This is a genomic window from Streptomyces niphimycinicus, from assembly GCF_018883605.1.
Lineage (GTDB): Bacteria > Actinomycetota > Actinomycetes > Streptomycetales > Streptomycetaceae > Streptomyces > Streptomyces niphimycinicus.
In genome coordinates this window covers 1-26,638 of the sequence record NZ_JAHLEM010000223.1, presented here as the reverse complement: position 1 = coordinate 26,638, position 26,638 = coordinate 1, and the positions used below count along the sequence as shown (strand labels likewise).

At 69.1% G+C, this 26,638-nt stretch carries 27 protein-coding genes; 9 read left to right on the top strand and 18 right to left on the bottom strand.

The window, feature by feature from the left end; genetic code table 11:
* Nucleotides 1–460: 460 nt before the first annotated feature.
* Nucleotides 461–1,414, bottom strand: coding sequence for a helix-turn-helix transcriptional regulator (locus KN815_RS20635; protein ID WP_372458411.1), 954 nt, complete (start codon nt 1,412–1,414; stop codon nt 461–463).
* 102 nt (nt 1,415–1,516) lie between these two features.
* Between KN815_RS20635 and KN815_RS20630 the strand changes: the two genes are divergently transcribed.
* The gene (locus KN815_RS20630; RefSeq protein WP_216343422.1) at nt 1,517–3,037 is read left to right on the top strand and encodes an MFS transporter; all 1,521 of its coding nucleotides are present in this window, start codon (nt 1,517–1,519) and stop codon (nt 3,035–3,037) included.
* A 277-nt stretch (nt 3,038–3,314) separates the two neighbouring features.
* Here the strand turns inward: KN815_RS20630 and KN815_RS20625 are convergent, their stop codons facing one another.
* Nucleotides 3,315–3,959, bottom strand: a complete 645-nt coding sequence (locus KN815_RS20625; protein WP_216343421.1) for a response regulator transcription factor — start codon at nt 3,957–3,959, stop codon at nt 3,315–3,317.
* Complete coding sequence (locus tag KN815_RS20620; protein WP_216343420.1) at nt 3,947–5,161, bottom strand: sensor histidine kinase; 1,215 nt, start codon at nt 5,159–5,161, stop codon at nt 3,947–3,949. The genes KN815_RS20625 and KN815_RS20620 overlap by 13 nt, the downstream gene beginning before the upstream one ends.
* A 93-nt stretch (nt 5,162–5,254) precedes the next feature.
* On the opposite strand from KN815_RS20620, the gene KN815_RS20615 reads away from it, so the two are divergent.
* On the top strand, nt 5,255–5,923 hold the full coding sequence (locus KN815_RS20615) for a hypothetical protein (protein WP_216343419.1): 669 nt from the start codon (nt 5,255–5,257) through the stop codon (nt 5,921–5,923).
* Here KN815_RS20615 and KN815_RS20610 read toward each other — a convergent pair.
* Complete coding sequence (locus KN815_RS20610; RefSeq protein ID WP_253209125.1) at nt 5,892–6,185, bottom strand: hypothetical protein; 294 nt, start codon at nt 6,183–6,185, stop codon at nt 5,892–5,894. The genes KN815_RS20615 and KN815_RS20610 overlap by 32 nt on opposite strands.
* A 139-nt stretch (nt 6,186–6,324) precedes the next feature.
* A complete protein-coding gene (locus KN815_RS20605; protein WP_216343417.1) occupies nt 6,325–7,707 on the bottom strand; it encodes a glycine--tRNA ligase in 1,383 nt (460 codons plus the stop codon).
* A gap of 150 nt (nt 7,708–7,857) precedes the next feature.
* Here KN815_RS20605 and KN815_RS20600 point away from each other — a divergent pair, with 150 nt between their 5' ends.
* From KN815_RS20600 to KN815_RS20580, 5 genes are all read left to right on the top strand, one after another.
* Nucleotides 7,858–8,847, top strand: a complete 990-nt coding sequence (locus KN815_RS20600; protein ID WP_216343416.1) for a metal ABC transporter substrate-binding protein — start codon at nt 7,858–7,860, stop codon at nt 8,845–8,847.
* An 11-nt stretch (nt 8,848–8,858) separates the two neighbouring features.
* Entirely contained in the window at nt 8,859–9,764 is a 906-nt protein-coding gene (locus tag KN815_RS20595) for a metal ABC transporter ATP-binding protein (protein ID WP_253209124.1), read from the top strand.
* 1 nt (nt 9,765) lies between these two features.
* The gene (locus KN815_RS20590) at nt 9,766–10,638 is read left to right on the top strand and encodes a metal ABC transporter permease (RefSeq protein ID WP_078641318.1); all 873 of its coding nucleotides are present in this window, start codon (nt 9,766–9,768) and stop codon (nt 10,636–10,638) included.
* A 151-nt stretch (nt 10,639–10,789) separates the two neighbouring features.
* Nucleotides 10,790–11,215, top strand: coding sequence for a Fur family transcriptional regulator (locus tag KN815_RS20585; protein ID WP_137965691.1), 426 nt, complete (start codon nt 10,790–10,792; stop codon nt 11,213–11,215).
* Nucleotides 11,216–11,522: 307 nt separating this feature from the next.
* Nucleotides 11,523–12,692, top strand: a complete 1,170-nt coding sequence (locus tag KN815_RS20580; protein ID WP_216343415.1) for a Cmx/CmrA family chloramphenicol efflux MFS transporter — start codon at nt 11,523–11,525, stop codon at nt 12,690–12,692.
* Nucleotides 12,693–12,739: 47 nt separating this feature from the next.
* Here KN815_RS20580 and KN815_RS20575 read toward each other — a convergent pair whose 3' ends face one another.
* From KN815_RS20575 to KN815_RS20550, 6 genes are all read right to left on the bottom strand, one after another.
* Nucleotides 12,740–12,880: a hypothetical protein gene (locus KN815_RS20575; protein ID WP_216343414.1), complete on the bottom strand. Its 141-nt coding sequence runs from the start codon at nt 12,878–12,880 to the stop codon at nt 12,740–12,742.
* Nucleotides 12,881–12,885: 5 nt separating this feature from the next.
* Nucleotides 12,886–13,203, bottom strand: a complete 318-nt coding sequence (locus KN815_RS20570; protein WP_216343413.1) for a hypothetical protein — start codon at nt 13,201–13,203, stop codon at nt 12,886–12,888.
* Nucleotides 13,204–13,374: 171 nt separating this feature from the next.
* Entirely contained in the window at nt 13,375–13,623 is a 249-nt protein-coding gene (locus tag KN815_RS20565; protein ID WP_216343412.1) for a hypothetical protein, read from the bottom strand.
* A complete protein-coding gene (locus tag KN815_RS20560) occupies nt 13,620–18,005 on the bottom strand; it encodes an RHS repeat-associated core domain-containing protein (RefSeq protein WP_253209123.1) in 4,386 nt (1,461 codons plus the stop codon). The genes KN815_RS20565 and KN815_RS20560 overlap by 4 nt, the downstream gene beginning before the upstream one ends.
* A complete protein-coding gene (locus KN815_RS20555; protein WP_216343411.1) occupies nt 17,971–18,372 on the bottom strand; it encodes a hypothetical protein in 402 nt (133 codons plus the stop codon). The genes KN815_RS20560 and KN815_RS20555 overlap by 35 nt, the downstream gene beginning before the upstream one ends.
* A 115-nt stretch (nt 18,373–18,487) precedes the next feature.
* A complete protein-coding gene (locus KN815_RS20550) occupies nt 18,488–19,081 on the bottom strand; it encodes a dihydrofolate reductase family protein (protein WP_216343410.1) in 594 nt (197 codons plus the stop codon).
* A gap of 70 nt (nt 19,082–19,151) precedes the next feature.
* On the opposite strand from KN815_RS20550, the gene KN815_RS20545 reads away from it, so the two are divergent.
* A complete protein-coding gene (locus KN815_RS20545; protein ID WP_216343409.1) occupies nt 19,152–19,730 on the top strand; it encodes a TetR/AcrR family transcriptional regulator in 579 nt (192 codons plus the stop codon).
* A 59-nt stretch (nt 19,731–19,789) separates the two neighbouring features.
* Here the strand turns inward: KN815_RS20545 and KN815_RS20540 are convergent, their stop codons facing one another.
* From KN815_RS20540 to KN815_RS20525, 4 genes are read right to left on the bottom strand one after another with little or no spacing between them, the layout of a single operon-like run.
* Complete coding sequence (locus tag KN815_RS20540) at nt 19,790–20,626, bottom strand: isoprenyl transferase (protein ID WP_216343408.1); 837 nt, start codon at nt 20,624–20,626, stop codon at nt 19,790–19,792.
* A gap of 50 nt (nt 20,627–20,676) precedes the next feature.
* Nucleotides 20,677–21,426 carry a DNA repair protein RecO gene (recO, locus tag KN815_RS20535; protein ID WP_216343407.1) on the bottom strand — a complete coding sequence of 250 codons (750 nt, stop codon included), beginning with the start codon at nt 21,424–21,426 and terminating at the stop codon, nt 20,677–20,679.
* A gap of 15 nt (nt 21,427–21,441) precedes the next feature.
* Nucleotides 21,442–21,645: a DUF397 domain-containing protein gene (locus KN815_RS20530; protein WP_216343406.1), complete on the bottom strand. Its 204-nt coding sequence runs from the start codon at nt 21,643–21,645 to the stop codon at nt 21,442–21,444.
* 10 nt (nt 21,646–21,655) lie between these two features.
* Entirely contained in the window at nt 21,656–22,504 is an 849-nt protein-coding gene (locus KN815_RS20525; protein WP_216343405.1) for a Scr1 family TA system antitoxin-like transcriptional regulator, read from the bottom strand.
* A 164-nt stretch (nt 22,505–22,668) separates the two neighbouring features.
* Between KN815_RS20525 and KN815_RS20520 the strand changes: the two genes are divergently transcribed.
* The gene (locus KN815_RS20520; RefSeq protein WP_216343404.1) at nt 22,669–23,082 is read left to right on the top strand and encodes an ATP-binding protein; all 414 of its coding nucleotides are present in this window, start codon (nt 22,669–22,671) and stop codon (nt 23,080–23,082) included.
* Here the strand turns inward: KN815_RS20520 and KN815_RS20515 are convergent.
* The 3 genes from KN815_RS20515 to KN815_RS20505 form a co-directional block, all read right to left on the bottom strand.
* The gene (locus tag KN815_RS20515; protein WP_507229904.1) at nt 23,074–24,993 is read right to left on the bottom strand and encodes a tetratricopeptide repeat protein; all 1,920 of its coding nucleotides are present in this window, start codon (nt 24,991–24,993) and stop codon (nt 23,074–23,076) included. The two genes, KN815_RS20520 and KN815_RS20515, sit on opposite strands and share 9 nt — an antisense overlap.
* Nucleotides 24,994–25,496: 503 nt before the next feature.
* Nucleotides 25,497–26,120: a DUF6879 family protein gene (locus tag KN815_RS20510; RefSeq protein WP_216343403.1), complete on the bottom strand. Its 624-nt coding sequence runs from the start codon at nt 26,118–26,120 to the stop codon at nt 25,497–25,499.
* Complete coding sequence (locus tag KN815_RS20505; RefSeq protein ID WP_216343402.1) at nt 26,113–26,382, bottom strand: hypothetical protein; 270 nt, start codon at nt 26,380–26,382, stop codon at nt 26,113–26,115. The genes KN815_RS20510 and KN815_RS20505 overlap by 8 nt, the downstream gene beginning before the upstream one ends.
* Nucleotides 26,383–26,638 lie beyond the last annotated feature (256 nt).

Here is a 26,638-nt window from a genome sequence, read left to right as displayed (position 1 = left end):
GGCCTGGTGGATCATCGCCGGATGCGGTGCCGTCATCCTGCTGCTGGGGATGGTGACCACGGGCCGCTGGGCCGAGAAGACGACCCGGCGCGCGGCCGCGCTGCTCGAGGAGAGCGCGCCGGCGGGACGGGCGTCGGCAGGCGCGAAGGCGTAGTTGGCGCGAGGGGGCGGGCGTCCGGCCCACGATGCCGCCTGCGGCGGGCTGCTCCCCTCCCCGCCCCTTCCCGCAGCATCGATACGCGGCTCCGCCACGTGGCGGGGCTCCGCCGCGAGGTGGGGGCTCCGCCCCAGCCCCGGGCCGGACGTCCCGGAGGGGGTCCAGGGGCGGAGCCCCAGGGGACGGGGTCAGGGGCGCAGCCCCAGAGAGGCGGGGCCCAGGGGCGCAGCCCCAGGAAACGGGGCCCAGGGGCGGGGAGGGGAAAGATCCGCCGCACGGCGGGCAGGCCCGGGCCCCGGCGAGTCAGACCGCCGCCGGGGCGGCCTCGGCCGTCGCGACCTCCGCCGTCGCGGCCTCCTCCCCGAGCGCCAGCGCGTGCAGCCGCTCCAGGCGCTCATGCGTCTCCGCGTCCGCCGGGGTGTAGGTGAGCAGCTTGGGGCCCTGCCTGGGGCCGGTCCACAGGCTGGTGGCGGCCACCCGGAGGATGCCCACCTGCGACTGGCGGTAGACCTTGATCTTGTCGCCGGGCCGGACCACCTCATGCCGCGCCCAGATCTCCCGGAACTCCGCCGAGGCGTCCTCCAGCCGCTTCACCATCGCCTTCCAGGCGGGCTCGGCGACATGCTCGGCCATGACGGCGCGGAACTTGGCCGCCATCAGCCGGATCGTCTCGTCCCGGTCCACCATGCTGGAGCGCCACTCGTCGTGGGTGAAGGCCAGCCACAGGCAGTTGCGGTCCTCCGGCGGCACCTGGTCGAGGTCGCACATCATCAGCCGGTAGGTGCGGTTGTAGGCGAGCAGGTCGAAGCGGCTGTTCTGGACGCAGGCGGGGAACGGCTCCAATTGCTCCAGCATGCGCCGCAGCGACTGCGGAACGCCCGTGCACTCGCTCGCCGGGCTCGGGTCGACGGTCCCGGCGAGCGCGAAGAGATGGGTCCGCTCGCTACGGTCCAGGATCAGCGCGCGGGCGATGGCGTCGAGGACCTGCGCCGAGACATGGATGTCGCGGCCCTGCTCCAGCCATGTGTACCAGGTCACGCCGACGGTCGAGAGCTGCGCGACCTCCTCGCGGCGCAGTCCGGGGGTGCGCCGCCGGCGGCCCCGGGGCAGCCCCACCTGCTCAGGCGTGATCCGCTCCCGCCTGCTGCGCAAGAACGCGGCCAGCTCGCCCCGCCGTATCTCGGCCCCCGCACTCCTGCTCTCGGCCGTGGCGCCCGTCGTGGCACCGGCCGTGGTTTCCCGCACCATCGTGGTCATGGGTCAAGGGTGCCTGAAGGGCTCAGCCGGTTGCCAGGTACTTCTTGTACCAGGATAAAGACACTCTGGTACCAGCCTGAGCGAGCACGGATCTTCGTAAGCGTGACCGAAACGCAGATTTCCACGATACGAACGAGAACCCCCGCCCCCGCCCCGGACGCAGCGAAGACGACCGGCACGAGGACCACCGGCGGGACGACCACCCACGGGAAGACCACTGGGCGGACCCCCGCCTCCTCCGGCCCCGCGCTGAGCCCCCTCGGGCTGTTCACCGTGCTGCTGGGCGCGGCGCTGCCGCTGATCGACTTCTTCATCGTCAACGTGGCCCTGCCCACCATGGACCACGATCTCCACGCCGGTCCGGCCGTCCTGGAGCTCGTCGTCGCCGGATACGGCGTGGCCTACGCGGTGCTGCTGGTCCTCGGCGGCCGGCTGGGCGACACCTTCGGACGGCGCAGGCTCTTCCTCGCCGGGATGGCGGCCTTCGGGCTGACCTCGCTGGCCTGCGGGCTCGCGCCGGACGCCTGGAGCCTGGTGGGCGCCCGGGTGGCGCAGGGCGCCTCGGCCGCGCTGATGCTGCCTCAGGTGCTGGCCACGATCCACTCCTCGACCAGCGGTACGCGCCGCGCCCGTGCGCTCAGCATGTACGGCGCGACGGCCGGTCTGTCCATGGTGGCGGGGCAGATCCTGGGCGGTGTGCTGGTGGCCGCCGACATCGCGGGCACCGGGTGGCGCGCGGTCTTCCTGGTCAATGTGCCGGTCGCGGTGATCGGCCTGATCCTCGCGGTCCGTACGGTCCCCGAGACCCGCTCGGACCGGCCCGCGCCGGTGGATGTGCCGGGCACCGTACTGCTGGCGCTGTCGCTGATCACGCTGATGGTGCCGCTGACCGAGGGGCGGGCGGCGGGCTGGCCGCTGTGGACCTGGCTGACGCTGGGCGCGTTCCCGCTCGTGGCCGCCGCGTTCTACGTCGTGGAGCGGCGCGCCGACCGGGCGGGCCGCACGCCACTGCTGCCGCCGAGCCTGTTCGCGCTGAGTGGGCTGCGGCGCGGGCTGCCGATGGTGGTGCCGTTCTCGATCGGCTTCGGTGGCTTCATGTTCGTGATCGCGGTCGCCCTACAGCAGGGGCTGCGGTACGGGCCGGTCGAGGCCGGGCTGGCGCTGGCGCCGATGGCCACGGCGTTCTTCGTGGCCTCGCTGATGGGTCCGCGTCTGGTGGGCCGGTTCGGCAGCCGGGTGGTGACCGCGGGCGGGCTGATCCAGGCCGTGGGCATCGCGGTGCTGATGCTGGCCGTATGGCGCGACTGGCAGGGGCTGTCGCTGGCCGGGCTGCTGCCGGGGGTCGCGCTGGCCGGGTTCGGGCAGGGGCTTCAGCTTCCGGTGCTGATCCGGATCGTGCTGGCCGATGTGCCGAACGAGCGGGCCGGGGTGGGGAGCGGCGTGATGGTCACCACCCAGCAGTCGGCGCTGGCGCTGGGCGTGGCGACGCTCGGCACGCTCTTCCTGTCCCTGGAGCCGTCGATGGGCATGGGTGACGCGCTGGTCGTCACGCTCGCGGCCCAGCTCGCGGCGATCGCGCTGACGCTGCTGCTGAGCCTGCGCCTGCCGCGCGCGGTGGCGTAGGGAGTGGCCTCCAGCGGGGAGTTCAGGATGCGGGACGCCCGCGCCACGGTGGTCGGACCCGGACCCGGACCTGGCCTTCGTGGCCGTCTGCGAGCTGCTGCTGGACGGTCTGCGGTCCCGTCAGGGGTGACGGATCTTGACGCCTGCGGCGGGCTGATCGCCTCCCTGCCCGCCGCGTGGTGGGGCTCCGCCCCAGACCCCGGGGTCCAGGGGCGAAGCCCCTGCCTCACGGCCGAGCCGCACATCGACACGGCCCCGCGCCCCGTCAGGGCGCCGCTCAGCCCACGCCCAGGAACCGCAGTACGGCCAGCACCCGGCGGTGGTCCGCGTCAGCGACCGGCAGGTCCAGCTTCCCGAAGATGGAGTTGATGTGCTTGGCCACCGCGGACTCGCTGATCACCAGCGCCCCCGCGATCCCCGCGTTGGACCGGCCGCCCGCCATCAGCTCAAGCACCTCCCGCTCCCGCCGCGTCAGCCGGTCCAGCGGGTCGCTGTGGCGGCGGACGAGCAACTGGGCCACGACCTGCGGGTCCAGGGCGGTGCCACCGCCCGCCACCCGCCGCAGCGCGTCGATGAACTCCTCCACGTCCGCGACGCGTTGCTTCAGCAGATAGCCGATCCCGCTCGTGTGCGCGGTGAGCAGATCGGCCGCGTACCGCTCCTCCACGTACTGCGAGAGCAGCAGCACCGCCGTGTCCGGCCACTGCTGCCGGATGAGCAGGGCGGCCCGGACGCCCTCGTCCGTGAAGCCCGGGGGCATCCGTACGTCCACCACGGCGATGTCCGGACGGTGTTCCTCCACCGCCGTCAGCAGCCCCTCCGCGTCCGCCGCCTCCGCGGTCACCTCGAAGCCCGCCATCTGCAACACCTTGACCAGGCCGATCCGCAGCAGAACCGAGTCCTCGGCGATCACAGCACGCACGGCAGCTCCACGGTGATGACGGTCGGGCCCCCGGAGGGGCTGCTGATCCCGAACGTGCCGTCCACCGAGCCCACCCGCTTGGCGAGCCCGGTGAGACCGCTGCCCAGGGCGGCGTCGGCCCCGCCCTCCCCGTCGTCCTCGACGACGATCCGCAGCGTGCCCCCGGTGCGGACGACCGTGACGTCGGCCCGCTCCGCCCGGGCGTGCTTGGCGACGTTGGTGAGGGCCTCGGATACGACGAAGTACGCGACCGCCTCGACGGTCGGGGCGGCACGCTCCGGCACATGGACATGCAGCCGCACCGGCAGCGGCGCACGGGCCGCGATGCCGGAGAGGGCGGCGTCCAGGCCGAGTTCGTCCAGGACGGCCGGGTGGAGGCCGCGCACCAGAGCGCTCAGCTCCTCGATGGCGCCCTTGGCCTCCCGGTGCGCCTCCTCGATCACCTGCCGGGCCTCGTCCGGCAGATCGGTCAGCGTGGCCTTGGCCAGGCCCAGGTTGACCGCCATGGAGACCAGCCGCTGCTGGGCGCCGTCGTGCAGATCGCGTTCGATGCGACGGCGCTCGGCATCGGCCGCGTCGACCGCGCCCGCCCTGCTCTCGGTCAGATCCTCGACCCGGCGCTCCAACTCCTTGGCGGGGACGGAGCCAAGCAGCGCGGTGGCGGCACGCGTGTCGAGCCGTACGAGGGCGCCGACGAGCGCGTAGGCGAGGGCCAGCAGGATCACGCCGCCGACCGTGACATACGCGGCCTTGGTCGAGTACCCGACATGTTCGACCCGCCAGGACGGCGGGACGCCCCATATCCAGATGTACACCGTGGCGGCCGCGAGACCGACGAGGGCCATCGTGACGGCCAGTACCCCTCCCCAGGCGACCGCCGGTCCGGCCAGCAGGTGGTACCACAGTTGCCGCGGGGCCCTCTTGGGCCCGGTGATCTCGATGTCGAGCAGCGCCTTGAAGCGCCACCGCTGGACGCGCGTCAGCACGGGCGTGGCCACGGCCGGAACGACGAGGGGGAGGGTGAGGGCGAGCATGACCTCCCCCAGGGCCGAGGTGTCCTCGTAGATCAGCCACGGAGCGCTCATGGGTATCGCCCAGGCCACGAACTGCACCGCCGCACCCGCGACACCGAAACCGAGGTCGCGCCGCAGCCGGTGCGGCGAACGCCCGAACGCGGGGCGTATCGCGGTGAGGAGGCTCATGCGACGACCTTAGAGCGGCCCCGATCGGCCGCGCGCTGGACCACATGCCCGGATTTGGGGTGCAACTGGTGCCACCCCAAGTCGGCAACTGGTGTGACCGACACCGGCGGCGGCGCCGACAAGGCTGAGGGCATGCCCGACAACGAGCGGGCCCGGAAGGAGATCCGCCCCATGACCGCCCTGTACGCCCCCGCTCCCGCCGCCGCCCCGGCTCCCGCCGCCCCGGCCACCGACGCGCGCACCGCGCGGAAGGCACGGTGCGCGCTTCTGCTGCGGCGCATACGGCCGGAGTCGGTGCTGCTGGCCTCGGGTGCGGCGCTGCTCCCCTGGCTGTACGTACTGGCCCGGACGGTGCCATCCACGGCCCAGGTCGGCCACTGGAACGTCGCGTGGGTGGGCCTGGACGCCCTCGAGGCGCTCGGACTGCTCTCCACCGCCGCGCTGCGCGGACGCGGTGACGACCGCCATCGCCTGACCGCGGCGGCGACAGGAGCGCTGCTCGTGGTGGACGCGTGGTTCGACACGGTGACCGCCGCGCCGGGCGGGGAACTGGCGGTGGCGGTCGCGATGGCGGCCTGCGCGGAGCTGCCGCTGGCGGCGCTGTGCACGGCGCTGGCGCTCGGCCGGGGACGGCGGACCGTCCACGACGACCCGCGGCTCACCCCTGGGAGGCGGCCCACCCCTGCGAGGCGGCCCACCCCTGCGAGGCGGCTCAGCCCTGGGAGGCGGCTCAGCCCTGGGAGGCGGCCCACCACACAATGACCGCGGCCGCCGCGAAACAGGCCAGCATGATCAGAAGGACCTGCCGCCGCGCCGCCACGTCGGCGGTCATCCGCGGGGAGCCGAGGGCTCCGTGCGCCTGGGCGAGGTGATCGAGCCCCTTGTGGCGGGCACCGCCGGAGGTGATCCGCTCCTGCCAGTCGCAGTGCTCGCAGCCGAGCAGCCGCCGCTGTCCCGGACCGTAGCCGTAGCTCACCTCGAAGACCGTGCCGTCCTCGCGGGTGGCGGTGATGTGATGTGTCACGCCTCGCACGATTGGTGAACCCCCCCCGTTCTGCCGAGCCGACGGGCCCCGGTGCCACGGACATCGCGTCCGCGGCGCCGGAGCCCGTCGTCGGGTATGTGTCCGGTGCCCGTGGTCCGGGCGCGAGGCCCGGGCCAGGTCAGCAGCCGATCAGACGGCCGCCCAGGTAGGACTGGATCTGGTCGAGGGAGACCCGCTCCTGCTTCATCGTGTCGCGCTCACGCACCGTCACGGCGTTGTCGTCGAGGGTGTCGAAGTCCACGGTGACACAGAAGGGCGTGCCGATCTCGTCCTGGCGACGGTAGCGGCGGCCGATCGCGCCCGCGTCGTCGAACTCGATGTTCCAGTGCTTGCGCAGGTCCGCCGCGAGCCCCTTGGCCTTCGGCGAGAGCTGCGGGTTGCGGGACAGCGGCAGCACCGCGACCTTGACCGGCGCCAGGCGCGGGTCGAGCCGCATCACGGTGCGCTTCTCCATCTTGCCCTTGGCGTTGGGCGCCTCGTCCTCGACGTACGCGTCGAGCATGAAGGCCAGCATCGCGCGGCCCACGCCCGCCGCCGGCTCGATGACGTAGGGGGTCCAGCGCTCGCCGGCCTCCTGGTCGAAGTACGACAGGTCCTGGCCGGACGCCGCCGAGTGCGCCTTCAGGTCGAAGTCGGTGCGGTTGGCCACACCCTCCAGCTCGCCCCACTCCGAGCCGCCGAAGCTGAAGCGGTACTCGATGTCAGCGGTGCGCTTGGAGTAGTGGGAGAGCTTCTCCTTGGGGTGGTCGTACCACCGGATGTTCGCCTCCTGGATACCGAGGTCCCGGTACCAGTTCCAGCGCTGCTCCATCCAGTACTCGTGCCATGTCTCGTCCTCGCCCGGCTTGACGAAGAACTCCATCTCCATCTGCTCGAATTCACGCGTGCGGAAGATGAAGTTCCCCGGCGTGATCTCGTTGCGGAACGACTTGCCGAGCTGCGCGATGCCGAACGGCGGCTTCCGGCGCGAGGTCTGCTGGACCGCGAGGAAGTTGGTGAAGATGCCCTGGGCGGTCTCGGGGCGCAGATACGCGACCGAGCCGGAGTCCTGGGTCGGGCCGAGGTGGGTGGCGAGCAGCCCGGAGAACTGCTTGGGCTCGGTGAAGCTGCCCTTGTTGCCGCAGTGCGGGCAGTTGACGTCGGCCAGGCCGTTCTCGGGGAGCCGGCCGTGCTTGGCCTCGTACGCCTCCTCCAGGTGGTCCGCGCGGAACCGCTTGTGACAGGAGGTGCACTCGGTGAGCGGGTCCGTGAAGGTGGCGACGTGGCCGGACGCCTCCCACACCTCACGGGCCAGGATCACGGACGAGTCGAGTCCGACGACGTCGTCACGAGAGGTGACCATCGAACGCCACCACTGCCGCTTGATGTTCTCCTTCAGCTCCACACCGAGCGGTCCGTAGTCCCAGGCGGCTCGCTGGCCGCCGTAGATCTCGCTGCACGGGTAGACGAAGCCACGGCGCTTGCTGAGGCTGACGATGGTGTCGATCTTGTCGGCGGCCACGGTGCTCTCTTCATTGATGACGACATTGACGACGAAGCGAATGCTTCAGGTTACCGGCGGCGGCACCCCCCGGATCAAATCGGTAGTCGAAGCGATCAGCAAGAGGACACTTGTTGACAATCGTTTCCATCTTTGTTGAAAATGAGAGTCATGAACATACGCCGCCTCAGGCCCACGACCGCCCTCGTCGGAGCCGCCGCACTGGGTCTGACCACGCTCACAGCCTGCTCCTCCAACACCGGAGACGGAAGGACGGACGGCAAGCTGGACGTGGTGGCGTCGTTCTATCCCCTACAGTTCCTCGCCCAGCGGATCGGCGGGGACGCCATCCATGTGTCCTCCCTGACCAAGCCCGGCGTCGAACCGCACGATCTGGAGATCAGCCCCCGGCAGACCGCCGATCTCAGCAAGGCCGGTCTGGTGGTCTACCTCAAGGGGCTCCAGCCCTCCGTCGACCGGGCCATCGGACAGGCCGAGCCGAAACACGTCGCCGACGCCGCCTCGTACACCACCCTGGAGGACCACGGCACCGAGGTCGAGGGCGACCACGACCACGGGGGCGAAGGCGGCCATAAGGGCGAGGCAGGGCACGAGGGCCACGCCCACTCCGGCGACGCCGCCGCCGACCCCCACATCTGGCTGGACCCGGTGCGCTACGCCCAGGTCGCCAAGGGCGTCGGCAAGGCGCTGGAGAAGGCCGACCCCGATCACGCCACGACGTACAAGAAGAACACCACCGCCCTGGTCAAGGAGCTGACCACGCTCGATCAGGACTTCCGGAACGGTTTGAAGGACCGTTCTTCGGACACCTTCATCACGACCCACGCCGCCTTCGGCTATCTCGCCGAGCGCTACGGCCTGCGGCAGGAGGCGATCTCCGGGCTCGACCCCGAGTCCGAGCCCAGCCCGGCCCGGATCAAGGGGCTGCACAGCGTCGCCAAGAAGGACAAGGTCAACACCGTCTTCTTCGAGACCCTGGTGAGCGACCGGACAGCGAAGACGCTGGCGGGCGATCTCCATCTGCGGACCGATGTGCTCGATCCCATCGAGGGCATCGGCGACAAGTCCAAGGGCGACGACTACCTCCAGGTCATGCGATCCAATCTGAAGGCCCTGAAGAAGGCGCTGGGCGCCAAGTGAGGGAGAAAGCCATGGAAGCCGAGGAGGCCCGGGAAACCGGGGTGGCCCGGGAAACGGGGGTGGCCCGGGAAACCGGGGCGGCCGAGGAAACCGGGGCGGCCGAGGAACCGGACATAGCCCCGGCCACGGCCCGACATCCAGATCCCCCCACGACCGCCGACCCCATATCCCTGCGCGGCGCCACCGCCACCCTCGGTGGCCGCCCCGTGCTGCGCGGCATCGATCTGACCGTCCGCCGCGGCGAGGTCGTGGCACTGCTCGGCGCCAACGGCTCGGGCAAGTCCACCGCCGTACGGTCCATCGTCGGCCAGGTCCCACTCACCGGCGGTGAGCTGGCCCTCTTCGGCACCCCCCGCCGCCGCTTCCGCGACTGGGCCCGGATCGGCTACGTACCGCAGCGCACCACCGCCGCCAGCGGCGTCCCCGCGACCGTGCGCGAGGTCGTCTCGGCGGGCCGGCTGGCCCGCCGCCGGTTCGGCCCGCCGCGCAAGGCGGACCGGGCGGCCGTTCAGCGGGCCCTGGAGCTCGTCGGCATGGCCGACCGCGCCCGGGACCCGGTGAGCGCCCTCTCCGGCGGCCAGCACCAGCGCGTGCTGATCGCCCGCGCCCTCGCGGGCGAACCGGAACTGCTGATCATGGACGAGCCGATGGCCGGGGTCGACCTCGCCAGCCAGGAGATCCTCGCGGGCACCCTCCGCGAACAGGTCGCCGCCGGCGCCACGGTCCTCCTCGTCCTCCATGAGCTGGGCCCGCTGGAGCCGCTGATCGACCGCGCGGTGGTGCTCCGCGACGGCTGTGTGGTCCACGACGGACCGCCGCCCAAGGCCGTGGGCCAGCATGCGCTGCCCGGCCACGATCACGTCCATCCCCATGCGGCGCCCGACGCCGAACCGATCCGGACAGGGTTGCTGACCTGAGATGCTCGAGATCCTCGACTACGCCTTTATGCAGCGGGCCCTGCTCGCCGCCGTCCTGGTGGGCATCACCGCGCCCGCCGTCGGCATCTACCTCGTCCAGCGCCGCCAGGCGATCATGGGTGACGGGATCGGCCATGTCGCCCTCACCGGCGTCGCCCTCGGCTTCCTGACCGGCGCCAACCCCGTATGGACCGCCGTCGCCGTCTCCGCCCTCGGCGCGATCGCCATGGAGCTGATCCGCTGGTACGGCAAAACCCGTGGCGATCTCGCCCTCGCGATGCTCTTCTACGGCGGGATGGCGGGCGGTGTGCTGCTGATCAACCTCTCGCCGACCGGCTCCAACGCCAACCTCACCACCTATCTCTTCGGCTCGATCACCACGGTCTCCCCCGAGGACGTCGTCGCGATCTCCCTCCTGGCCGCCTTCGTCGTACTGATCACGCTGGGGCTGCGCCGCCAGTTGTTCGCGGTCTGCCAGGACGAGGAGTTCGCCCGGGTGACCGGCCTCCCGGTGCGCACGCTCAACCTGCTGCTGGCCGTCACCGCGGCCGTCACGGTCACCGTCGCCATGCGCGTCGTGGGCCTGCTCCTGGTCAGCGCCCTGATGGTGGTCCCGGTCGCCGCCGCCCAGCAGGCCACCCGGGGCTTCGCGATGACGCTCGCGCTGGCGATCACCATCGGCGTCGTGGTGACCCTGTCCGGCACGGTCTTCTCCTTTTACAAGAACGTCCCGCCCGGCGCGAGCATCGTCGTCCTCGCCATCGGCGTCTTCGCCGTGATCACGGCCCTGGCCGCGCCCCTGGCGAAAAGACGCGCTCAACGGGTGGCAGCGGCCGGAGAAGGGTGCACGGTGAGGGACGATGTACTCGTATAGTCCGTCGCGTAGTCCATTGCACTCGCGTCTGTCAGTCTGTCGCTCTCGCCCGTCCTCCGAGCGTTAACTGGCACAATGGCCGGGCAGAAGACGCAGTGGGCGCGGAGAGAGCCCTGAGAGCGACGGAGCATGTGAGGTTGAGGAGGCAGCCGTGGTGACCGCGGGTCCCCCAGTACGCGGCCGGTCCACCAGGCAGCGCGCCGCTGTGGCGGCGGCACTGGACGAGGTGGACGAGTTCCGCAGTGCGCAGGAGCTCCACGACATGCTCAAGCACCGAGGCGACTCGGTGGGCCTGACCACCGTCTACCGCACCCTCCAGTCCCTCGCCGACGCCGGCGAGGTCGACGTCCTCCGCACCACCGAGGGCGAGGCGGTCTACCGCCGCTGCAACAGCGAGGAGCACCACCACCACCTGGTCTGCCGCGCCTGCGGCAAGGCGGTGGAGGTGGAGGGCCCCGCCGTCGAAAAATGGGCCGACGCGATCGCCGCCGAGCACGGCTTCGTGGACGTGGCCCACACGATCGAGATCTTCGGCACCTGCGGCGACTGCGCGGCGGCGAAGGCTGCGCAGGATTGATCTCTGTCGGGCGTTGTGGATACGGTGCCCGATGTGACGAGCCCTGAATCAGACAGAGCGGAGCCGCCGGTCGTTCGGCGGCGAGCAGTTGTCTGAACCGCTGACCTGACTTTTTTGGGTCGATCTCGCTTCCAGCGACCGGACACGACTCCGTGTGTCTGGTTCCGTCTCGGGCTCACCGTATCCACGGCGTAGCCACGACGTATTCATGGCCCGTCATGGCCCGTCATGGCTCGTCATGGCGTAGTTCCGACATCCAGCACGCGGCTGTTCCTGCCCGCATCCGCTCTTCGCTGGAGTCGACCTCTTGCCTGTCTTTCTCTACGTCCTCGCGCTCGCTGTCTTCGCGCAAGGAACATCCGAGTTCATGCTGTCCGGCCTCGTACCGGGCATCGCCCAAGACCTCTCCGTGTCGGTGGGAGCCGCGGCGAGCCTGACGTCCGCGTACGCGATCGGGATGATCGTCGGCGCCCCGGTGATGGCCGCGCTGAGCGCGCGTTGGCCCCGGCGTCGCGCGCTGGCGGCGTTTCTGACGGCGTTCGTCGTCGTGCACGTGATCGGCGCGGTGACGACGGACTTCGCCGTGCTCTTCGGTACTCGTATCGTCGCCGCGATCGCCAATGCCGGTTTCCTGGCGGTCGCGATGTCCGTCGCGACGGCCCTCGTACCGGCGGCGCGGCACGCCAGGGCCACCGCCGTTCTGCTGTCCGGGGTCACGCTGTCGTGCGTCGCGGGCGTCCCCGCGGGGGCGTTGCTCGGGGAGTGGTCCGGCTGGCGCTCCGCGTTCTGGGCCGTGGCCGCCCTGTGCCTGCCCGCACTGGCCCTGGTCTTCCGCCAGGCGCCCGCCGACGCGGCTGGTCGGGAGGATGTCTCGATCAGGCGGGAAGCGCGTGTGCTGGCGTCGCGCCCGGTGCGGTGGGCCATGGTCCTGGCGGCCGTGGTCAACGGGGCGACCTTCGCGACCTTCGCCTACCTGGCCGTCATCGCCACGGACATCACCCACCTCCCCGACGCCGCCGTCCCCGCCCTTCTCGCCGCGTTCGGGGTGGGCGCCTTCGTAGGGGTGACCACGGCCGGCCGTAGGGCCGACGGCGGGTTCGGGAGGGGCCTGGTCCTGGCCGTGTCTGCCCTGCCGGTCGGCTGGGCGGCACTGGCCGCGACCAGCCCCTACGCGGCCCCGCTCTTCATCGCGACGATCCTCCAGGGCGGCCTGTCGTTCGGCATCGGCTCGACCCTCGTCACCCACGTCATGCGCACGGCCTCCCAGGCTCCTTCACTGGGCGGCTCATTCGCCACGGTCGCACTGAACACGGGCGCCTTCCTGGGCCCGCTGATCGCGGGCGCCGTGACGGAGACGGCTGGCGACTACCGAGGCGCGGTATGGGTCAGCGCCGCGCTGGCCGCGACGGCGGTGGCCGCTGTCGCCGCTTCGCGGGCAGGGGTTGCGCGGGCGGGCGCCGAGGAAGCCGGGTACTGACGTCGGAGGTTCGGGGTGACGTACCGGCCGCATCCTCGCCGCTGACGTCAATCCGCGCTGCGGGAGCGGGACTTCCGCAGCGCGGATGCGGCGCGGCGGCTGGGGGCTCGCATGATCACCGGCTTCTCGGGGACCGAGTCGACCCGAACCTCCATGAAGTAGTCCAACTCGATCAGGCTCAATGCCACGCTGTTCACGGCACCGTGAACCAGCAGATATCCCCCGAATCCGGTAGCCCCGGGAGCGCCGCCATCTCCGAGCGGATCCTGTCGAGGGTTTCCCCCTTCGCGGTGCCCCAGGGGGCGAACGGGTGCGCATCCGACGATGTGAGGTCTCCAGCACGGACGCCTCGGTCGTAGAGGTCGCCGATGAGGCGGACTGCGAGTTCGATCAACTGCGTATGGCTCGCGCCCTTGCCGAGCTCGCCCGCGACGGCACCGCTGATCACGGAGAAGCCCAGCCAGTCGTTCCGGGCGTACTCCAGCAGGTACCTGAACTCTTCATGATCCATCCATGGCCATGCTAGCCACCGGATCCGCCACGGACCCGCGCCGGGTCATCGGCGCGGACCACCGTTGAGGCAGGGACGGAAGTCAGCCACGCCCGGCGGATCAGCGGACTTCGAGGCCAAGACGATTCCGGGATGCATGCACAAAGGTCGAGAAAATCGGTAAAGCGCCTGTCACTCGGTAAGCCCAAGCCCTTCAGGGAGATCCAGGAGAACTTGCCGACGATCCTCATCTTGGGCTTCTTCACCCATCTGAGTAATGATCGAGATCAGTTCCGCTCGCTCAGCATCCGGCAGAGCCCCTAGCGACGTGGCTGCATCCTCGGCAAAAGATGCCGACGCCTCCACAGAGACAGACTCTTCGTCGGACAACTCAACGGACACAAGCAGCTCGATCAGCGTGCGCGAAATGATGGCATTCATGGCGAAACGATCCTCACTTTAATATTGATGATGTTCTGCTGCCCGAGCATTCTAGTGGCCCGCCGGTACGCCCGTTGATCCGCGACCTCCCAGACGGCTGTTCGCCCATTCTGGGCCAGAGCCATAGATTGCCTGGTTGCGGCCAGCTTCGACTTCGGGGTGGTTGCGATACCGAGTTTCCGATCGATCAACTGGCCATCGCGGAGCCCATCGAAGCGAACCGCCCCAGGAGTGCCGTCTGCTTTGACATAGTCAAGTGCAGGGACAAGTCTTTTCTGTGAGGACACTTCACTTCGAGCCCCATGCGCGCCGGATTCATACGCATCTGCGGCTGCCGATCGGGTTGTACCCTCAGTAACCCAATTAACCTTTCCAACTTTGCATCCCGCTAGGCCCAGCGGGTCAATCCAGCCGAGCGGATCAGCAACATAAGCATAATCATTTAGCGCCGGTTCGATGCCGAGCGGATCGGGGGTGATGTAGCGAGCCGTCTCGGGGTCGTAATGACGGTGATGGTTGTAGTGCAGGCCCGTTTCGGGGTCGGCGTATTGGCCGGGGAAGCGGAGGGGGCAGTCGACCTTTGAGGTGTTCGCCCGGGAGGGGAAGTGGGTGCCCCAGAGAGTGGTGCGGTGTTGCCAGGACAGGTCTCCGTCAGGGGTGACCAGTTCTGTGGGGGTGCCGACCAAGTCCGTGATGATCGCGTGGAATCCGGATGGCGTCCCGTCATCGGCGCCCGTGAACTTCTCGATGAGGGATGTGCCGGGCTTCCGGATCAGCGGGGTGTGGTCGGTTTGGGTGAGGGGGCGATGGGTGCCTGGGGCGTAGTCCCAGGTGGTGTGTTTGCCCTCGGGGGTGGATTGCTCGACCAGGCGGGTGTCTTCCCACGTGAAGTCCACCGATTCCGCGACCGCGCCGTCTTCGCCCAGGCGTTGTTTGGATATGCGGCGGCCGAGGGGGTCGTATGTGTAATGCCAGTGGTCGGCGTCCGGCGTTGTCGCGTCGGTCAGGCGGTCCTCGGCGTTCCAGGTGTAGGTCCAGGTGCGGGTCTGGCCGTTGAGGAGTTTGCGGGTGCGGCGGGTCAGGCGGCCTTGGGTGTCGTGTTCGTACGTCGTGCGGCCCGCGCTGTGGATCAGAGTGCCGGTGAATGCGCGGTCGCCGGGTGACGGGTGTGCGGGGGCCGTTGCGTGGGTGAGGTTGCCTGCCGGGTCGTAGGCGTAGGTTTCCGTCCAGCCGTGGGCGTGGACCGCCTTCACGCGGCCGACCGGGTCCAGGTCGAAGCGGCGGGTTCCGGAGGTGAGTTCGCGGATCTCGGTCAGGTAGCCGTCCGCCCGGTAGGCGTACGAACGGTGCTGGAGGATGCGGTCTGCCGCCCCCGGTTCGTGGGTGAGGGTCTGTGTGGTGAGGCGGTCTGTTCCGTCCCAGGTCTGGGTCAGGCTCACGGCCTCCCCCACGCGGCGTTCCGTTTCCCGTCCCGCCGCGTCGTACGTGAAGGAGAGGGTTCCCGAGCCGTTGTCGAGGCACGTGGGGCGGCCTGCCGCGTCGTAGGTCCAGGCGCTCGTCAGGCCGGACGGCGTCGTGCGTTCGGTGCGGCGGCCCACCGCGTCATACGCGTACCTCGTCGTGCGGCCGTTGACCGTTTCTGACAGGACCCGGCCCAGCACGTCCCGTTCCAGGGTCAGCTCAACGTCCGGATTCGCCGCTCGCGTCAGGGCACCCTGCGCGTCGTAGGCATACGTCGTCCGTGCGCCCGCCTCGTCGCGTTGTTCCGTCGTGCGGCCCAGCGCGTCCCGGGTGAAGTGCAGCGTCTCGCCCGCGCCGTTCGTCCGGGTCAGCAGGTCGCCCGCCGCATCGTGGGTGTAGGCGAGGGTGCGGCCGTTGAAGTCGGTCTCGGTGGTGAGGCGGCCCGCCGGGTCGTAGGTGTAGGTCCAGGTCAGGCCCTGGGGGTTGGTGACCTCGGTCAGGCGCAGCTCGGTGTCGTACGCGAAGGCGTACCTCGCGCCGTCCGGCTCGGTGCGGGTGGCGGGTACGTCGAAGTGGGTGGAGGTCTGGTGGGTGGTGTGGCCCGCCGCATCCGTGTGGGTGAGGAGGTTGCCCTCGCCGTCCCAGGTCCAGCTCTCCCGGGCGCCGTCCGGCTCCTCCCGCCACGCCGGTTTGCCCTCGGTCGTCCAGCCCATCCGGGTGGTATGGCCCAGAGGGTCCGTCGCCTCGACCATCCGGCCGAAGGTGTCCCGGCAGACGCTCGTGGTGTGGCCCAGCGGGTCCGTCACGGCGATGGGCAGTCCGGCCCGGTCCGTGCTCAGACGCGTGGTGTTGCCCAGTGCGTCCGTCACCTCGGCCAAGTGGCCCCGGTCGGTGTACGCATAGGTGGTGGTCGACCCCGCCGGGTCCGTGGTGGCGGTCAGGTTGCCCGTGTCGTCGTACGTGTGGCGCCACGTGCCGCCGCCCGGCTCGGTGACCTCCACCGGCAGGCACAGCGCGTTGTACGTGGCCTGCGCCCGCGCCCCGTCCGGCAGGGTGACGCCGGTCAGGTTGCCGTCCTCGTCGTACCCGTAGCGCGTCGTACGCCCCAGCGGATCCGTCACCGCGACCATACGGTCGCCACGCGCGTCCCACTCCGTCAGCGTGGTGTGGCCCAGCGGATCGGTCTCCTCGGCCAACTGCCCGTCGGAGTTGTAGCGGTACGTCGTGCGGTGACCCAGCGAGTCCGTGTAGACCGTCGTCCGCGCCGCGTCGTCGTACTCCAGGCCGCCGTTGTAGACGCCGTCGCTGCCCTCGGTGCGCACGACCTTCCCGTCCGGGCCGTACACATACCGGAACGACGTGCCGTTGCGGTCCGTCCAGGAGGTCACCCGTCCCTGGTCGTCGTACGTGAAGCGCAGCGGCTCGCCGCTGGAGTTGGTGACCTCCGTAAGGTTGCCCGCCTCGTCGTAGCCGTAGCGCATCACCACCGTGCCGCCCTCGCGGCTCCGCTCGGGGGCGTAGACCGACGGCGGTTCGTCCAGGAGCCGCAGCGCGGTGACCCGCCGGCCCTCGGTGTCGATGGCCAGGTAGTAGCCCCCGGAGTGGCGGACGGCCAACGGGGCGCCGCTCAGGGCGCGTTCGATGTCGATGCGGGCGCCGTTGCGGTCCCGCATGCTCTCCAGGACCAGGTAGACCGCGCCCGGCTCCTCCGTGGCGGCGGGGCGGACGAACGTCCGCACCACACCCGCCTCCGGATCGGTGACGGTCATGACGCCGTCCGGTTTGCCGTCCCACTCCAGCGGCCACCGCGCACCCTTCGCGGGCAGCGTCGGCACCCCGGGCTCCGGCACCGGATACACCAGCCGCATCCCGTCCGCGGCGGCGAACACCACGCCCTCCGGGTCCAGTTGGATCCGCTCGTCCAGCAGACTGGTCCAGGTCGGGCCGAACCACACCCCGCCCCGGTACGAGGACACATGGGTGCGCTCGAAGACCAGCGGCAGCGAACCGGGCAGCGTCAGATCGGTCTGCTCCATCAGCATCGCGCCGGTCGCGATGTCGATCGGCTCACCGGTACGCGGACACTGTTTCGTCGGGCGAGCGGCCGGACCCTCCTCCACAAGATTCGGCCGCAGCGATGGCACCTTGGGCGGCTTGAGCAGGTCGGGGACACCGGTGAGCTTCGGCATCACACCGGGCTTGAGCACCCCCAGCCCGGCCCCGAAGATCCCGCCGTCGATCATGCCGTCCTTGGCCGCCTGGTTGACCTCGTCCAGGCTGAAGCCCTTCTGCTGCCCCAGGGCGATCTTCACCGGCTGGGCCACGGCCGCGTCGATCGTCACGGACAGGACGCTGGTGAAGACCGCGCCCGTCAGCATCTCCGCCGCGATGACGGCGACCGCTTCCTCCACGGCGACGCCCAGACCGGCGGCCATGGCGATGATCTCCGCCGCCACCCCGTCCGAGGCACCCCCGGTGACAATGGTCAGCAGCCCACCGCCGACGAGCGCCACGGCATCGATGCTGATCTGCGTCCACAGCTTCTCGATCGCGTCATCGACGGTGTCGGCGAACTTGTCCAGCGCCTTCGCCATGTTCCGCGCGGACTTGGCGAGGTTGCTCAGCCAGCCCTCGTCCTTGCCCTTGGCGTAACGCCCCCAGAAGGTCTCGAAGGCGTCGATCGCCTCGCCCTTGTTGTGGTGGATGAGCGTCGTGGCCGCCTTGTCGGTCGCGACCCGCACATCGTCCACACTGTCGGCGAACGTCCGCCAGGCGTCGGCCGCGTGACGCAGAGTCCCGGAGTTGGCATCCGGCCACCACATGCCCAGCTTCATGAGGAGGGCCTTGGCCTTCTCCTCGATCTCGCTCCCGATGCTCACCGACGGCTCACCGATGGCCGTCCGCGCCCGGACCCTGATCATGACCCGAGCCATGCTTGGCCTTGGTGAACATGCCCTCGATGAGCTTGTCATTGTCGACATGGCCATCCGCCATGTCGTTCATCGCCTCATAGATGCTGGTCAGCCCGAGAACGAGAATGCCGGCCGCCGACTCGATGTGCTTCTGGTTCGGCTTGTACTGCCTGCCGAAATCCTTACCGGGCTTGTCGTCGCCCCACGGCTCCCCATAGCCGTCCAGCGTCGTGATCAGCTTGGTCAGCGCCTCACTCAGCTTCACCGACTGGTGGTGGAAGGTGGGCGCGACGGACTTGATGTCCGCCACCTTGATGTCCAGGACCTTGCCGCCGCCGTGCCCGCCACCACTGCCGCCACTGTCGCCGCTCCCCATGCGACGCCTCCCCCCGTTGAGCGTTTGTCGTACAAAGCTTCCAGGCTAGGGCGGCGATCATCATGGGCCGTTCAATGTGGCCTCTACAACGAGTAAAGAGCGCTGAGCGCCATGGCTAGCGGCGGGTGAGGTGGGTGAGGGTGACGCCGCCGGGGAAGGCGGTGCGCTCGGCGACGTCGAAGACGGTGGGGTCGAAGGCGCCGTCGAAGGCCGGGATTCCGGCACCGGCGACGACCGGGTAGTTCTTGATCACCAGCTCGTCGACCTCGGGCAGAAGGGCACCCGCCAGCTTGCCACCGCCGCAGAGCCACACATCCAGCCCCGTGCCCTCCTCCCGCTTGAGCTCGCGTACGAGGGCGAGCGGGTCGCCCGGGACGACGGTGACGGCCGGGTCGATGTCGGGCTTGAGGGTGCTGGACACCACGTACTGACGCAGATGCGCGTACGGGCTGCCGATGCCCGCGTCCAGGGCGGGGCGGTAGGAGCCGAGGCCCATGATGACGGTGTCGAAGTGGCGGTTGGGCGCGTCGGCCAGGCCGACCATGGCGCGGTGGGCGGTCGGGACCGTCTCGGGATACAGCGCGCTGGTCCAGGCCGAGTAGGCGGCGGACTGCTGTTCGTCACCGGCGGGGAAGAAGTCGTACTCGCCGCCGGGGCCCGCGATGCGGCCATCGAGCGTGACGGCGACGTAGTACACGAGCTTTCGCATCGTTGGAGCTCCATCCGTAGTACTCTGACTGAAGTGGTTTGAACGTAGTACTACACCTGGAGTGGTGTCAATGGTGAGACGGAACGACGAGCGGCGCGCCGCACTCGTCGACGCTGCGATCGAGGTACTGGCCAGGGAAGGCGCACGCGGCCTGACCTTCCGCGCGGTGGACACCGAGGCCGCCGTCCCCGCCGGTACGGCATCCAACTACTTCGCCAACCGCGACGATCTGCTCACCCAGGCCGGCGCCCGGGTCTATGAGCGGCTCCAGCCCGACGAGGCCACGATCGCCCGCCAGCGGGCGGCAGGCCGCGACCGGGAGACCTATGTGGAGCTGATGCGTGAACTCGTCGGCCGCGTCGCCTCGTTCCGCACCGGCTATCTGGCCCTGCTGGAGCTCCGCCTCGAGGCCACCCGGCGCCCCGCGCTCCGTAAGGTCCTCACCGAGCGGGTGCGGGCCGACGTCGATGCCAACGTCGCCTACCACGAGGCGTCGGGGCTCCCCGGCGACGCCATGGCCGTCAAGCTGCTGATCCTGACCCTGAACTGGCTGATCGTCGAGCAGCTCACCCTGCCGGACGTCTTCACGGAGGCGGAGCGGGACCGGCTGGTGGCGGCCGCGGTGGAGCGGATCGTGGCGGCGGAATAGGCGTGGCGGCGACGCGGGTGAGCATGGCGGCGCGCACGCCGCCCATGTGCCCTACGCGCTCACTCGGACGGCGAGTCGTCCTTCTTCAACTGCTCCTCGTTCGGGATCGCCCCACCGAAGCGGCGGTCCCGCGAGGCGAACTCCAGGCACGCCCGCCACAGATCGCGGCGGTCGAAGTCGGGCCACAGCACGTCCTGGTACACCATCTCGGCGTACGCGCTCTGCCAGATCAGGTAGTTGGACGTGCGCTGCTCGCCCGACGGGCGCAGGAAGAGGTCCACATCCGGCATGTCCGGGTAGTAGAGGTACTTCGCGAACGTCTTCTCGTTCACCTTCGACGGATCGAGCCGCCCCGCCCGGACGTCCTCCGCCAGCGCCTTCGCCGCGTCCGCGATCTCCGCCCGGCCGCCGTAGTTCATGCAGAAGTACATCGTCATGGCGTCGTTGCCCTTGGTCTGCTCCTGAGCGACCTGGAGTTCCTGCGCCACCGACTTCCACAGCTTCGGCATCCGGCCCGCCCAGCGGATCCGTACGCCCATCGCGTCCATCTCGTCGCGGCGGCGGCGGATGACATCGCGGTTGAAGTTCATCAGGAAGCGCACCTCGTCGGGCGACCGCTTCCAGTTCTCGGTCGAGAAGGCGTAGAGGGAGAGGTTCTTCACGCCCATCTCGAGGCAGCCCTTGAGCACGTCCATCACGACGGCCTCGCCGACCTTGTGCCCCTCGGTACGCGGCAGCCCGCGCTCCTTGGCCCAGCGGCCGTTCCCGTCCATCACGCACGCCACATGGTTCGGCACCAGCTCACCGGGGATCTTCGGCGGCCGGGCGCCGGACGGGTGCGGCTCCGGGGTCCGGTACTCGCGCCGCTGTCGGCCCAGAAACCCGCGTCCTGCCATGCCTGCCACGTCTCCCTCAGCTCGTGCTCTCTGTGCTACTGCTTCTGCTGCTACTTCTCTACGTACCGCAGCGACCGAAGTCCCCGCTCCAGGTGCCAGGACAAATACGCCGCCACGAGCCCGCTGCCCTCCCGGGCATGCCGCAGCTCACACGCGTCCGCCGTCTCCCAGTCCCCCGTCAGCAGCGCGCCCAGCAGCGTCAGCGACTCCGCCGAGGGTACGACGCTTCCGGGCACCCGGCACTCTCCGCAGATGACCCCGCCCGCGCCGACCGAGAAGAACCGGTTCGGACCGGGCATCCCGCACTTGGCGCAGTCGTCGAAACTCGGTGCGTAACCATTGACCGCGAGCGACCGGAGCAGAAACGCGTCCAGCACGAGATGCGGCTCATGCTCCCCGGCGGCCAGGGTGCGCAGGGCGCCGACGAGGAGCAGATACTGCTGTACGGCGGGCTCGCCCTCGTGATCGGTGAACCGCTCGGCCGTCTCCAGCATGGCCGTACCGGCGGTGTAACGGGCGTAGTCGGTGACGATGGCGCTGCCGTACGGAGCGATGGTTTCACTCTGCGTGCACAGCGGCAGCCCGCGCCCGATCAGCTCACCCCCACCGCGCGAGAAGAACTGCACGTCAACGTGGCTGAACGGTTCGAGCCGCGCCCCGAACTTCGACTTCGTCCGCCGCACGCCTCGCGCGACGGCGCGGACGCGGCCGTTGTTACGGGTGAGCAGGCTGATGATCCGGTCCGCCTCACCCAGCTTCTGGGTGCGCAGCACGATGCCGTCGTCGCGGAACAGACTCATGGCGCCCATTGTCCCCTAGCGGGACAGATGATCGAACCGCCCGGCCCGGACGGCCTGCGTGAGCGCCCGGAGGGCGGCGGGGGTGGTGGCGATCACGGTCTGGGGTTCGTCGCTCTCGCGGAGGAGGATCGCGGCGTCGGGAGCCCGCGTGACCTCGACGCAGTTGTTGGCCGCGTCACCCGAGTACGAAGACTTCCGCCACTTATGTATGTCCGACATCCCCACGCCTTCAGAGTTGTTCTGCGATCGCGCGCACAAAGTCACGCGTCTCCTCGGGACTGAGTGACAGCCCTTGCGTCCGTTCCAGGACTTGCCAGTAGTTGGTGACGAGCGTCTCCGCGTCCACCAAGGCGACTCCGGTCGCCACGTCGAGCTGCACCGTGTCCAACTGTGACACCGGCCCGGCCGCGTACAGGACTGAGGCTCCGGCGCCCGGAAAACCTCCTGCGGAGAACGGGATGACGCGCACGGCGACGTTGTCCCGCTCGGATGCCTCCAAGAGGTGCTCCAACTGACCACGGGCCACTTTGGCCCCGCCGAACTGCATCCGCAGCGCAGCCTCATGAACGAGGAAGGTGCACTCCGGCGCGTCATCCCTGTCCAGCACATCTCGGCGTCTCAGCCGGTGGGACAGCCTGCGACGCAGCTCGACGGCGGTCAGGTCGGGTACGGCCGTGGAGAACACGGCTTTGGCGTAGTCCTCCGTCTGAAGCAGCCCCGGGATATGCATGGGCTGCATAGACCGCAAGCTCACCGCGTGGTGTTCGAGCTCAGCAAGATCGAGGGCGCCTGCGGGAAGCTTCCCGTGGTACTCCTCCCACCAACCCTGGACGCGCTCCAGAGCCATGTCCACAAGCGCGTCGACATATGCCGTGTCGCCACACGAGTAGATCGCCGCAAGCGCGCGGACGCGCTCCTCGCTCACGCCGAAACGACCGGCTTCCGTATTGCTGATCCGGGTCCGATCCACGCCCAGTTGCTGGGCAGCCTGCGCGACGTTCATCCCAGCGTGCTCGCGCATCTTGCGCAGCTCCGTACCGAGGCGTCGTTGCCTCGCGGTCGGCGCCGTCCTCGGCATGCGCTCTCCCCTTCGCTTCCGGACACAGTTTCGCGTGAGACGTTCCCACACGTCCAATGAGAGCACGTATTTATCGATGGCATAGCACGAGTGCTCATCAATGCTTTATGGTCCTGCTAGCGCAGCGCAACGAACCAACCACGCACCGCGTTGGGAGTACCGCCATGCCCGAAGTCGCCGAACCCACCGAACCCCCATACGCCTACCGCCTCAGCGCCCCAAACTCCCCCAAGAGCCCCAGGGTCTGCCGCGACGCCATCGCCGCCCTCCTCCAGGCCAACGACCTGCACGACCTCGCGGACACGGCGAAACTCCTGGTCTCCGAGGCCGTGACGAACGTCAATCAGCACACCAACACCCAACTGATCCACATCGACACCCTCGTCCGCGACCGCATCGCGACGATCGCCGTACGCGACGGCTCCCCGGACCGCCACCCGTACCCGCGCGACGCGGCACCCGACGAGGAGGGCGGCCGGGGGCTGTTCCTGATGCAGGAGCTGGCCTACGCATGGGGCGTGACCTGGGAATACGGGCTCCGCCCCACCAGCAAGCACATCTGGTTCGAGCTACGCTGAGGGGTCGGCCAGACTTCCCTCGATGCGAGACCGCACGGCCACGGCCCGGGGGTCGGTGTACGTAACCAGGTGGGACAGGGCCTCGACCCAGTGGGCGCGGGCCGCTTGGGGGTCCGCCATTTCCACGACGGCGGCCAAGTGGTCGAGTTCCAAGGCGTGCTGCCACGCATCGCCGAGCTGTCCGTGCACGGCAGCGGCTTGACGATGAAACGCGGCGGCCTCGTCGTAGCGGTCCATCGCCGCATAGGTCTGCCCCGTGCCCCGCCAAGCGAGGGCTTCTCGGCTACGGTCACCGAGACGCTGATGGAGCTTGGCGGAGCGCTGATACGAGGTCAGCGCGTCACCGTATTGCCCAGCGACACGCTGGATGTCGCCCAGAGTGAGCAGCCAAAAGTCCTCCAGGACGTGACTCCTGAGGTTGAGCGCGATGTCGATGGCTTCGTCGATCGCATGTCGTGCCGCTTCGCACTCGCCTTGCTCTCGACGGAGCTCGGCGACGATATACAAGGCGTTGCCCACGCTTCTTTCGCTGTTCAGGGCTCGGTGGGCGGCGAGCGCCTGTTCGGCGGCCTCCTCGGCCTCGGGCAGGCGGCCCGCATCGAGACGGCTGCTGGCGATGTTGGACAGGGCCATGGCCGCTCTGCGGGGTTCATCCGCGTCACGGAAGATCGCAGCGGCTCGCTCAAAGTGGTCAGCGGCCGGGTCAAGTTGGCGGCTCTCGAGGTGAATCAGGCCGATGAGATTCAGCGAGCGCGCCTCTTCGAGGGGCAAGGCTGCCCTGTGCGCGAGTTCCCTCGCCCGTCGGTGACATTCCATGCCCTCGTCGAGGCGGCGGTACTTCCGGTAGGCCATGCCGAGGTAGTTGAGCAATCGGATTTGGGCACCCGGTTGGTCCGCCCGTTCGGCTGCCGCCAGACCGGCACGCATCGGGTCGATCCAGTCACTGTCTGACGCTGACGGGTAGCGGGCAATCCACAGCACCTCGGCCAAACGCCAGGCGAGAGTGTCGATCCCAGCCGATACGGCGGCCGGAACCAAGCGGAGCAGAGTCGTGTGTTCGCGGTCCGCCCAGTCCGCCGCCGCGTCGTAATCGGCGAAGACCAGAGGAGGCACGGAAGCTGTCGATGCCGCCAGGGGGGAGTGCTGCTCAGAAGGTCTGAGCCAGCTCTGCGCCGCGCCAGCAGTATACAGATACCAGTCCAGCACACGGCGCAGGGCCACGTTCCGTTGCTCTAATGGCTCATCGCTCTGCGCCTGGCCAGCAGCGAAGGCACGCAGTAGGTCGTGGAACTGGAATCGGTCCGGTGCGATCTGTTCCAGCAGGTGAGCGCTCACGAGATCGTCCAGAAGCTGCCTCGTCCGGCTAAGGCTGTGCTCGCAGAGAGCGGCAGCCGCATGGAGACTGAACTCGGGGCCCGGATGAATCCCCAACAGGCGGAAGAGCCGCGCGGAGGATTCCGGCAGGGCACGGTAGGACCAGGCGAAAACCGAGTGGACCGCTTCTGCTTCCTCATCGATCCCGGTGCTCAGCGCATCCCATAACGCCGACTCGTCCCGCAAGTCGGAGATGAGATCGTCGATCCTCATATGCGGATGGCTGGCAGCCCGCTCTGCCGCGATACGTAGGGCGAGTGGCAGCCGAGCGCACAGACGGGCCAGTTCAGTCAGCTTTTCCTCATCGTCTCCAGGCCGATAGCCGCTGGTGACCGCGTGCAGTAAGGCAATCGCCTCGGGCTCGGGAAGCGTGCCCAGCGTCAGGCGGCGGGCCCCGTCTCGTACGGTGAGGCCGGCGAGCCGGTTGCGGCTGGTCACCACTACCAGGCTGTTACCAGTACCGGGAAGGAGTGGCCGGACTTGGCTGACCGTGGCGGCGTTGTCGAGCAGAATCAGGACGCGTCGCTCGGCGAGCAAGGAGCGGTACAGAGCGGCGGCATCATCGACGTCCTGGGGAATCTGGTCGGCAGGCACGCCGAGCGCGCGCAGGAATCGGCGTAGTGCCTGGTCGGCGGTGACGGGTTCGCCGGGGTCGTAGCCACGCAGGTTGACGAAGAGCTGACCGTCGGGGAAGCGGTCCTTGACTTGATGGGCCCAGTGCAGCACCAGCGAGGTCTTCCCCGCACCTGCTGTGCCGGCTACTACATGGATCGAGACCACCAGTCGGTCGCCGTTTTGGCCGGCCAGGATCGCATCAAGCTGATTCAGTTCGTCGCTGCGGTTCACAAAGGCACGTACATCAGCCGGAAGCTGACGTGGTATGAGGCTGGCCGACTCCCCCGGCACCCGCTGGTAAAAGTTGATGCCGCCCGAAACGTTGCCAGCCTGTACGACGTCCCGAGACGACCCTGACAGGTCATTCTGAGAGCCTTGTGGGCGACTGTCCTCGCCCCCGGCCGGGGCATTGGACTCTGCTCCGCTCATGCCGCCGGGGGCGGTGGAAGATGTGTCACCGCACGCTCGAAGTAGGTCCGGATGTCCTCTGCTACCGCCCAAGCCTGCTTCACATAGGTCACCCAAGGTTTTACGATCTCGGGGTCGGTGAAACGGCGCGCGCTCTCGAAGGCCCCGGTCTCGGTGTAGAGAATCTCATAAAGGGTGCGATTGTCGAGGACGACGAACTCGGGCAGAAGGTGATCGCTTTCAGCAGCGGCGACTTCCTTCGCGGGCAGCACACGGGTGGGGTGCCCGGCCTCCGCACGGAGGTGGAGCGAGTGCAGCTCCCATTGCATGTATGGCGTCAGCGGCTCTTCCACTACACGCAAACGATGGAACGGGGAGCCGTTCCGCCGGTCCTCTTCAGCCGCCTTCTGTGTGGCCTCACGCCTCGCCTCGAAGAGCCGGAGTGCTTCGTCCCAGTCGCCTCGACGGAGCGCGTCCCGGGCAGGGTTGTCATCCTCTTCGAAGTGCTGGAGCCGTTCCAACTTCCAGGACTCGCCATGACGGATGGCCTTGCGTCGCGCCCGGAAGTCACTGACATAGGCGTCGTCATCGAGCGGTTCGCCTTGCTCAGCCGGGAGCACGGGGGCACGAAGATCAAGCATCGGGAATATCTACCTTTGCTGCGCTGAGCATGTTTCCGGGAATGACAACCAGCCGCTCATCAGGCCCGATGGACACACCAGTGGGCAAACATGAGGCGTAGACGGCAGTGAGGTCGCGGCCGATGACAGCGATATCACCATTGTCGAGCTGCCAGATATCCGGGCACTTGTCGTCACCATCAGTGTGTCCAAGCTCTGCCGCCGACTTTCCCAGACGTTTGGCGAATAACGCCGACGGGTCAGCCTCCCAAAGACGGGGCATCAGTCCCCTCCGTAGCCACAGCGTCACTGACTGTCCATCATCTCAAGGATGGCACATGAGGTGCCAGGCATGCCACGGCTGCGGCACCGAGGGGCCGGAGAGGACCGGATCAGACGCTGTTGGCTTAATCCCCGGCTCTGATGCTTCGCCCCGTCGTTATGCGGCGGGGCGAAGTGCTGTCAAGGGGCTGGTCCGGGTGCGGGCGCGGGGCTGGTCGCTGAGCCAGGCGTTGATGCGGATGAGGTTGATCGCGGCG

Coding starts and splice junctions, on each gene's coding strand:
- KN815_RS20565 (WP_216343412.1), bottom strand. CDS start 13,623: ATGAATGCCATCATTTCGCGCACGCTGATCGAGCTGCTTGTGTCCGTT.
- KN815_RS20560 (WP_253209123.1), bottom strand. CDS start 18,005: ATGATCAGGGTCCGGGCGCGGACGGCCATCGGTGAGCCGTCGGTGAGC.
- KN815_RS20520 (WP_216343404.1), top strand. CDS start 22,669: ATGCCCGAAGTCGCCGAACCCACCGAACCCCCATACGCCTACCGCCTC.
- KN815_RS20570 (WP_216343413.1), bottom strand. CDS start 13,203: ATGGATCATGAAGAGTTCAGGTACCTGCTGGAGTACGCCCGGAACGAC.
- KN815_RS20590 (WP_078641318.1), top strand. CDS start 9,766: ATGCTCGAGATCCTCGACTACGCCTTTATGCAGCGGGCCCTGCTCGCC.
- KN815_RS20595 (WP_253209124.1), top strand. CDS start 8,859: ATGGAAGCCGAGGAGGCCCGGGAAACCGGGGTGGCCCGGGAAACGGGG.
- KN815_RS20600 (WP_216343416.1), top strand. CDS start 7,858: ATGAACATACGCCGCCTCAGGCCCACGACCGCCCTCGTCGGAGCCGCC.
- KN815_RS20620 (WP_216343420.1), bottom strand. CDS start 5,161: ATGAGCCTCCTCACCGCGATACGCCCCGCGTTCGGGCGTTCGCCGCAC.
- KN815_RS20635 (WP_372458411.1), bottom strand. CDS start 1,414: ATGACCACGATGGTGCGGGAAACCACGGCCGGTGCCACGACGGGCGCC.
- recO (WP_216343407.1), bottom strand. CDS start 21,426: ATGAGTCTGTTCCGCGACGACGGCATCGTGCTGCGCACCCAGAAGCTG.
- KN815_RS20525 (WP_216343405.1), bottom strand. CDS start 22,504: ATGCCGAGGACGGCGCCGACCGCGAGGCAACGACGCCTCGGTACGGAG.
- KN815_RS20510 (WP_216343403.1), bottom strand. CDS start 26,120: ATGCTTGATCTTCGTGCCCCCGTGCTCCCGGCTGAGCAAGGCGAACCG.
- KN815_RS20505 (WP_216343402.1), bottom strand. CDS start 26,382: ATGCCCCGTCTTTGGGAGGCTGACCCGTCGGCGTTATTCGCCAAACGT.
- KN815_RS20540 (WP_216343408.1), bottom strand. CDS start 20,626: ATGGCAGGACGCGGGTTTCTGGGCCGACAGCGGCGCGAGTACCGGACC.
- KN815_RS20555 (WP_216343411.1), bottom strand. CDS start 18,372: ATGGGGAGCGGCGACAGTGGCGGCAGTGGTGGCGGGCACGGCGGCGGC.
- KN815_RS20530 (WP_216343406.1), bottom strand. CDS start 21,645: ATGTCGGACATACATAAGTGGCGGAAGTCTTCGTACTCGGGTGACGCG.
- KN815_RS20545 (WP_216343409.1), top strand. CDS start 19,152: ATGGTGAGACGGAACGACGAGCGGCGCGCCGCACTCGTCGACGCTGCG.
- KN815_RS20550 (WP_216343410.1), bottom strand. CDS start 19,081: ATGCGAAAGCTCGTGTACTACGTCGCCGTCACGCTCGATGGCCGCATC.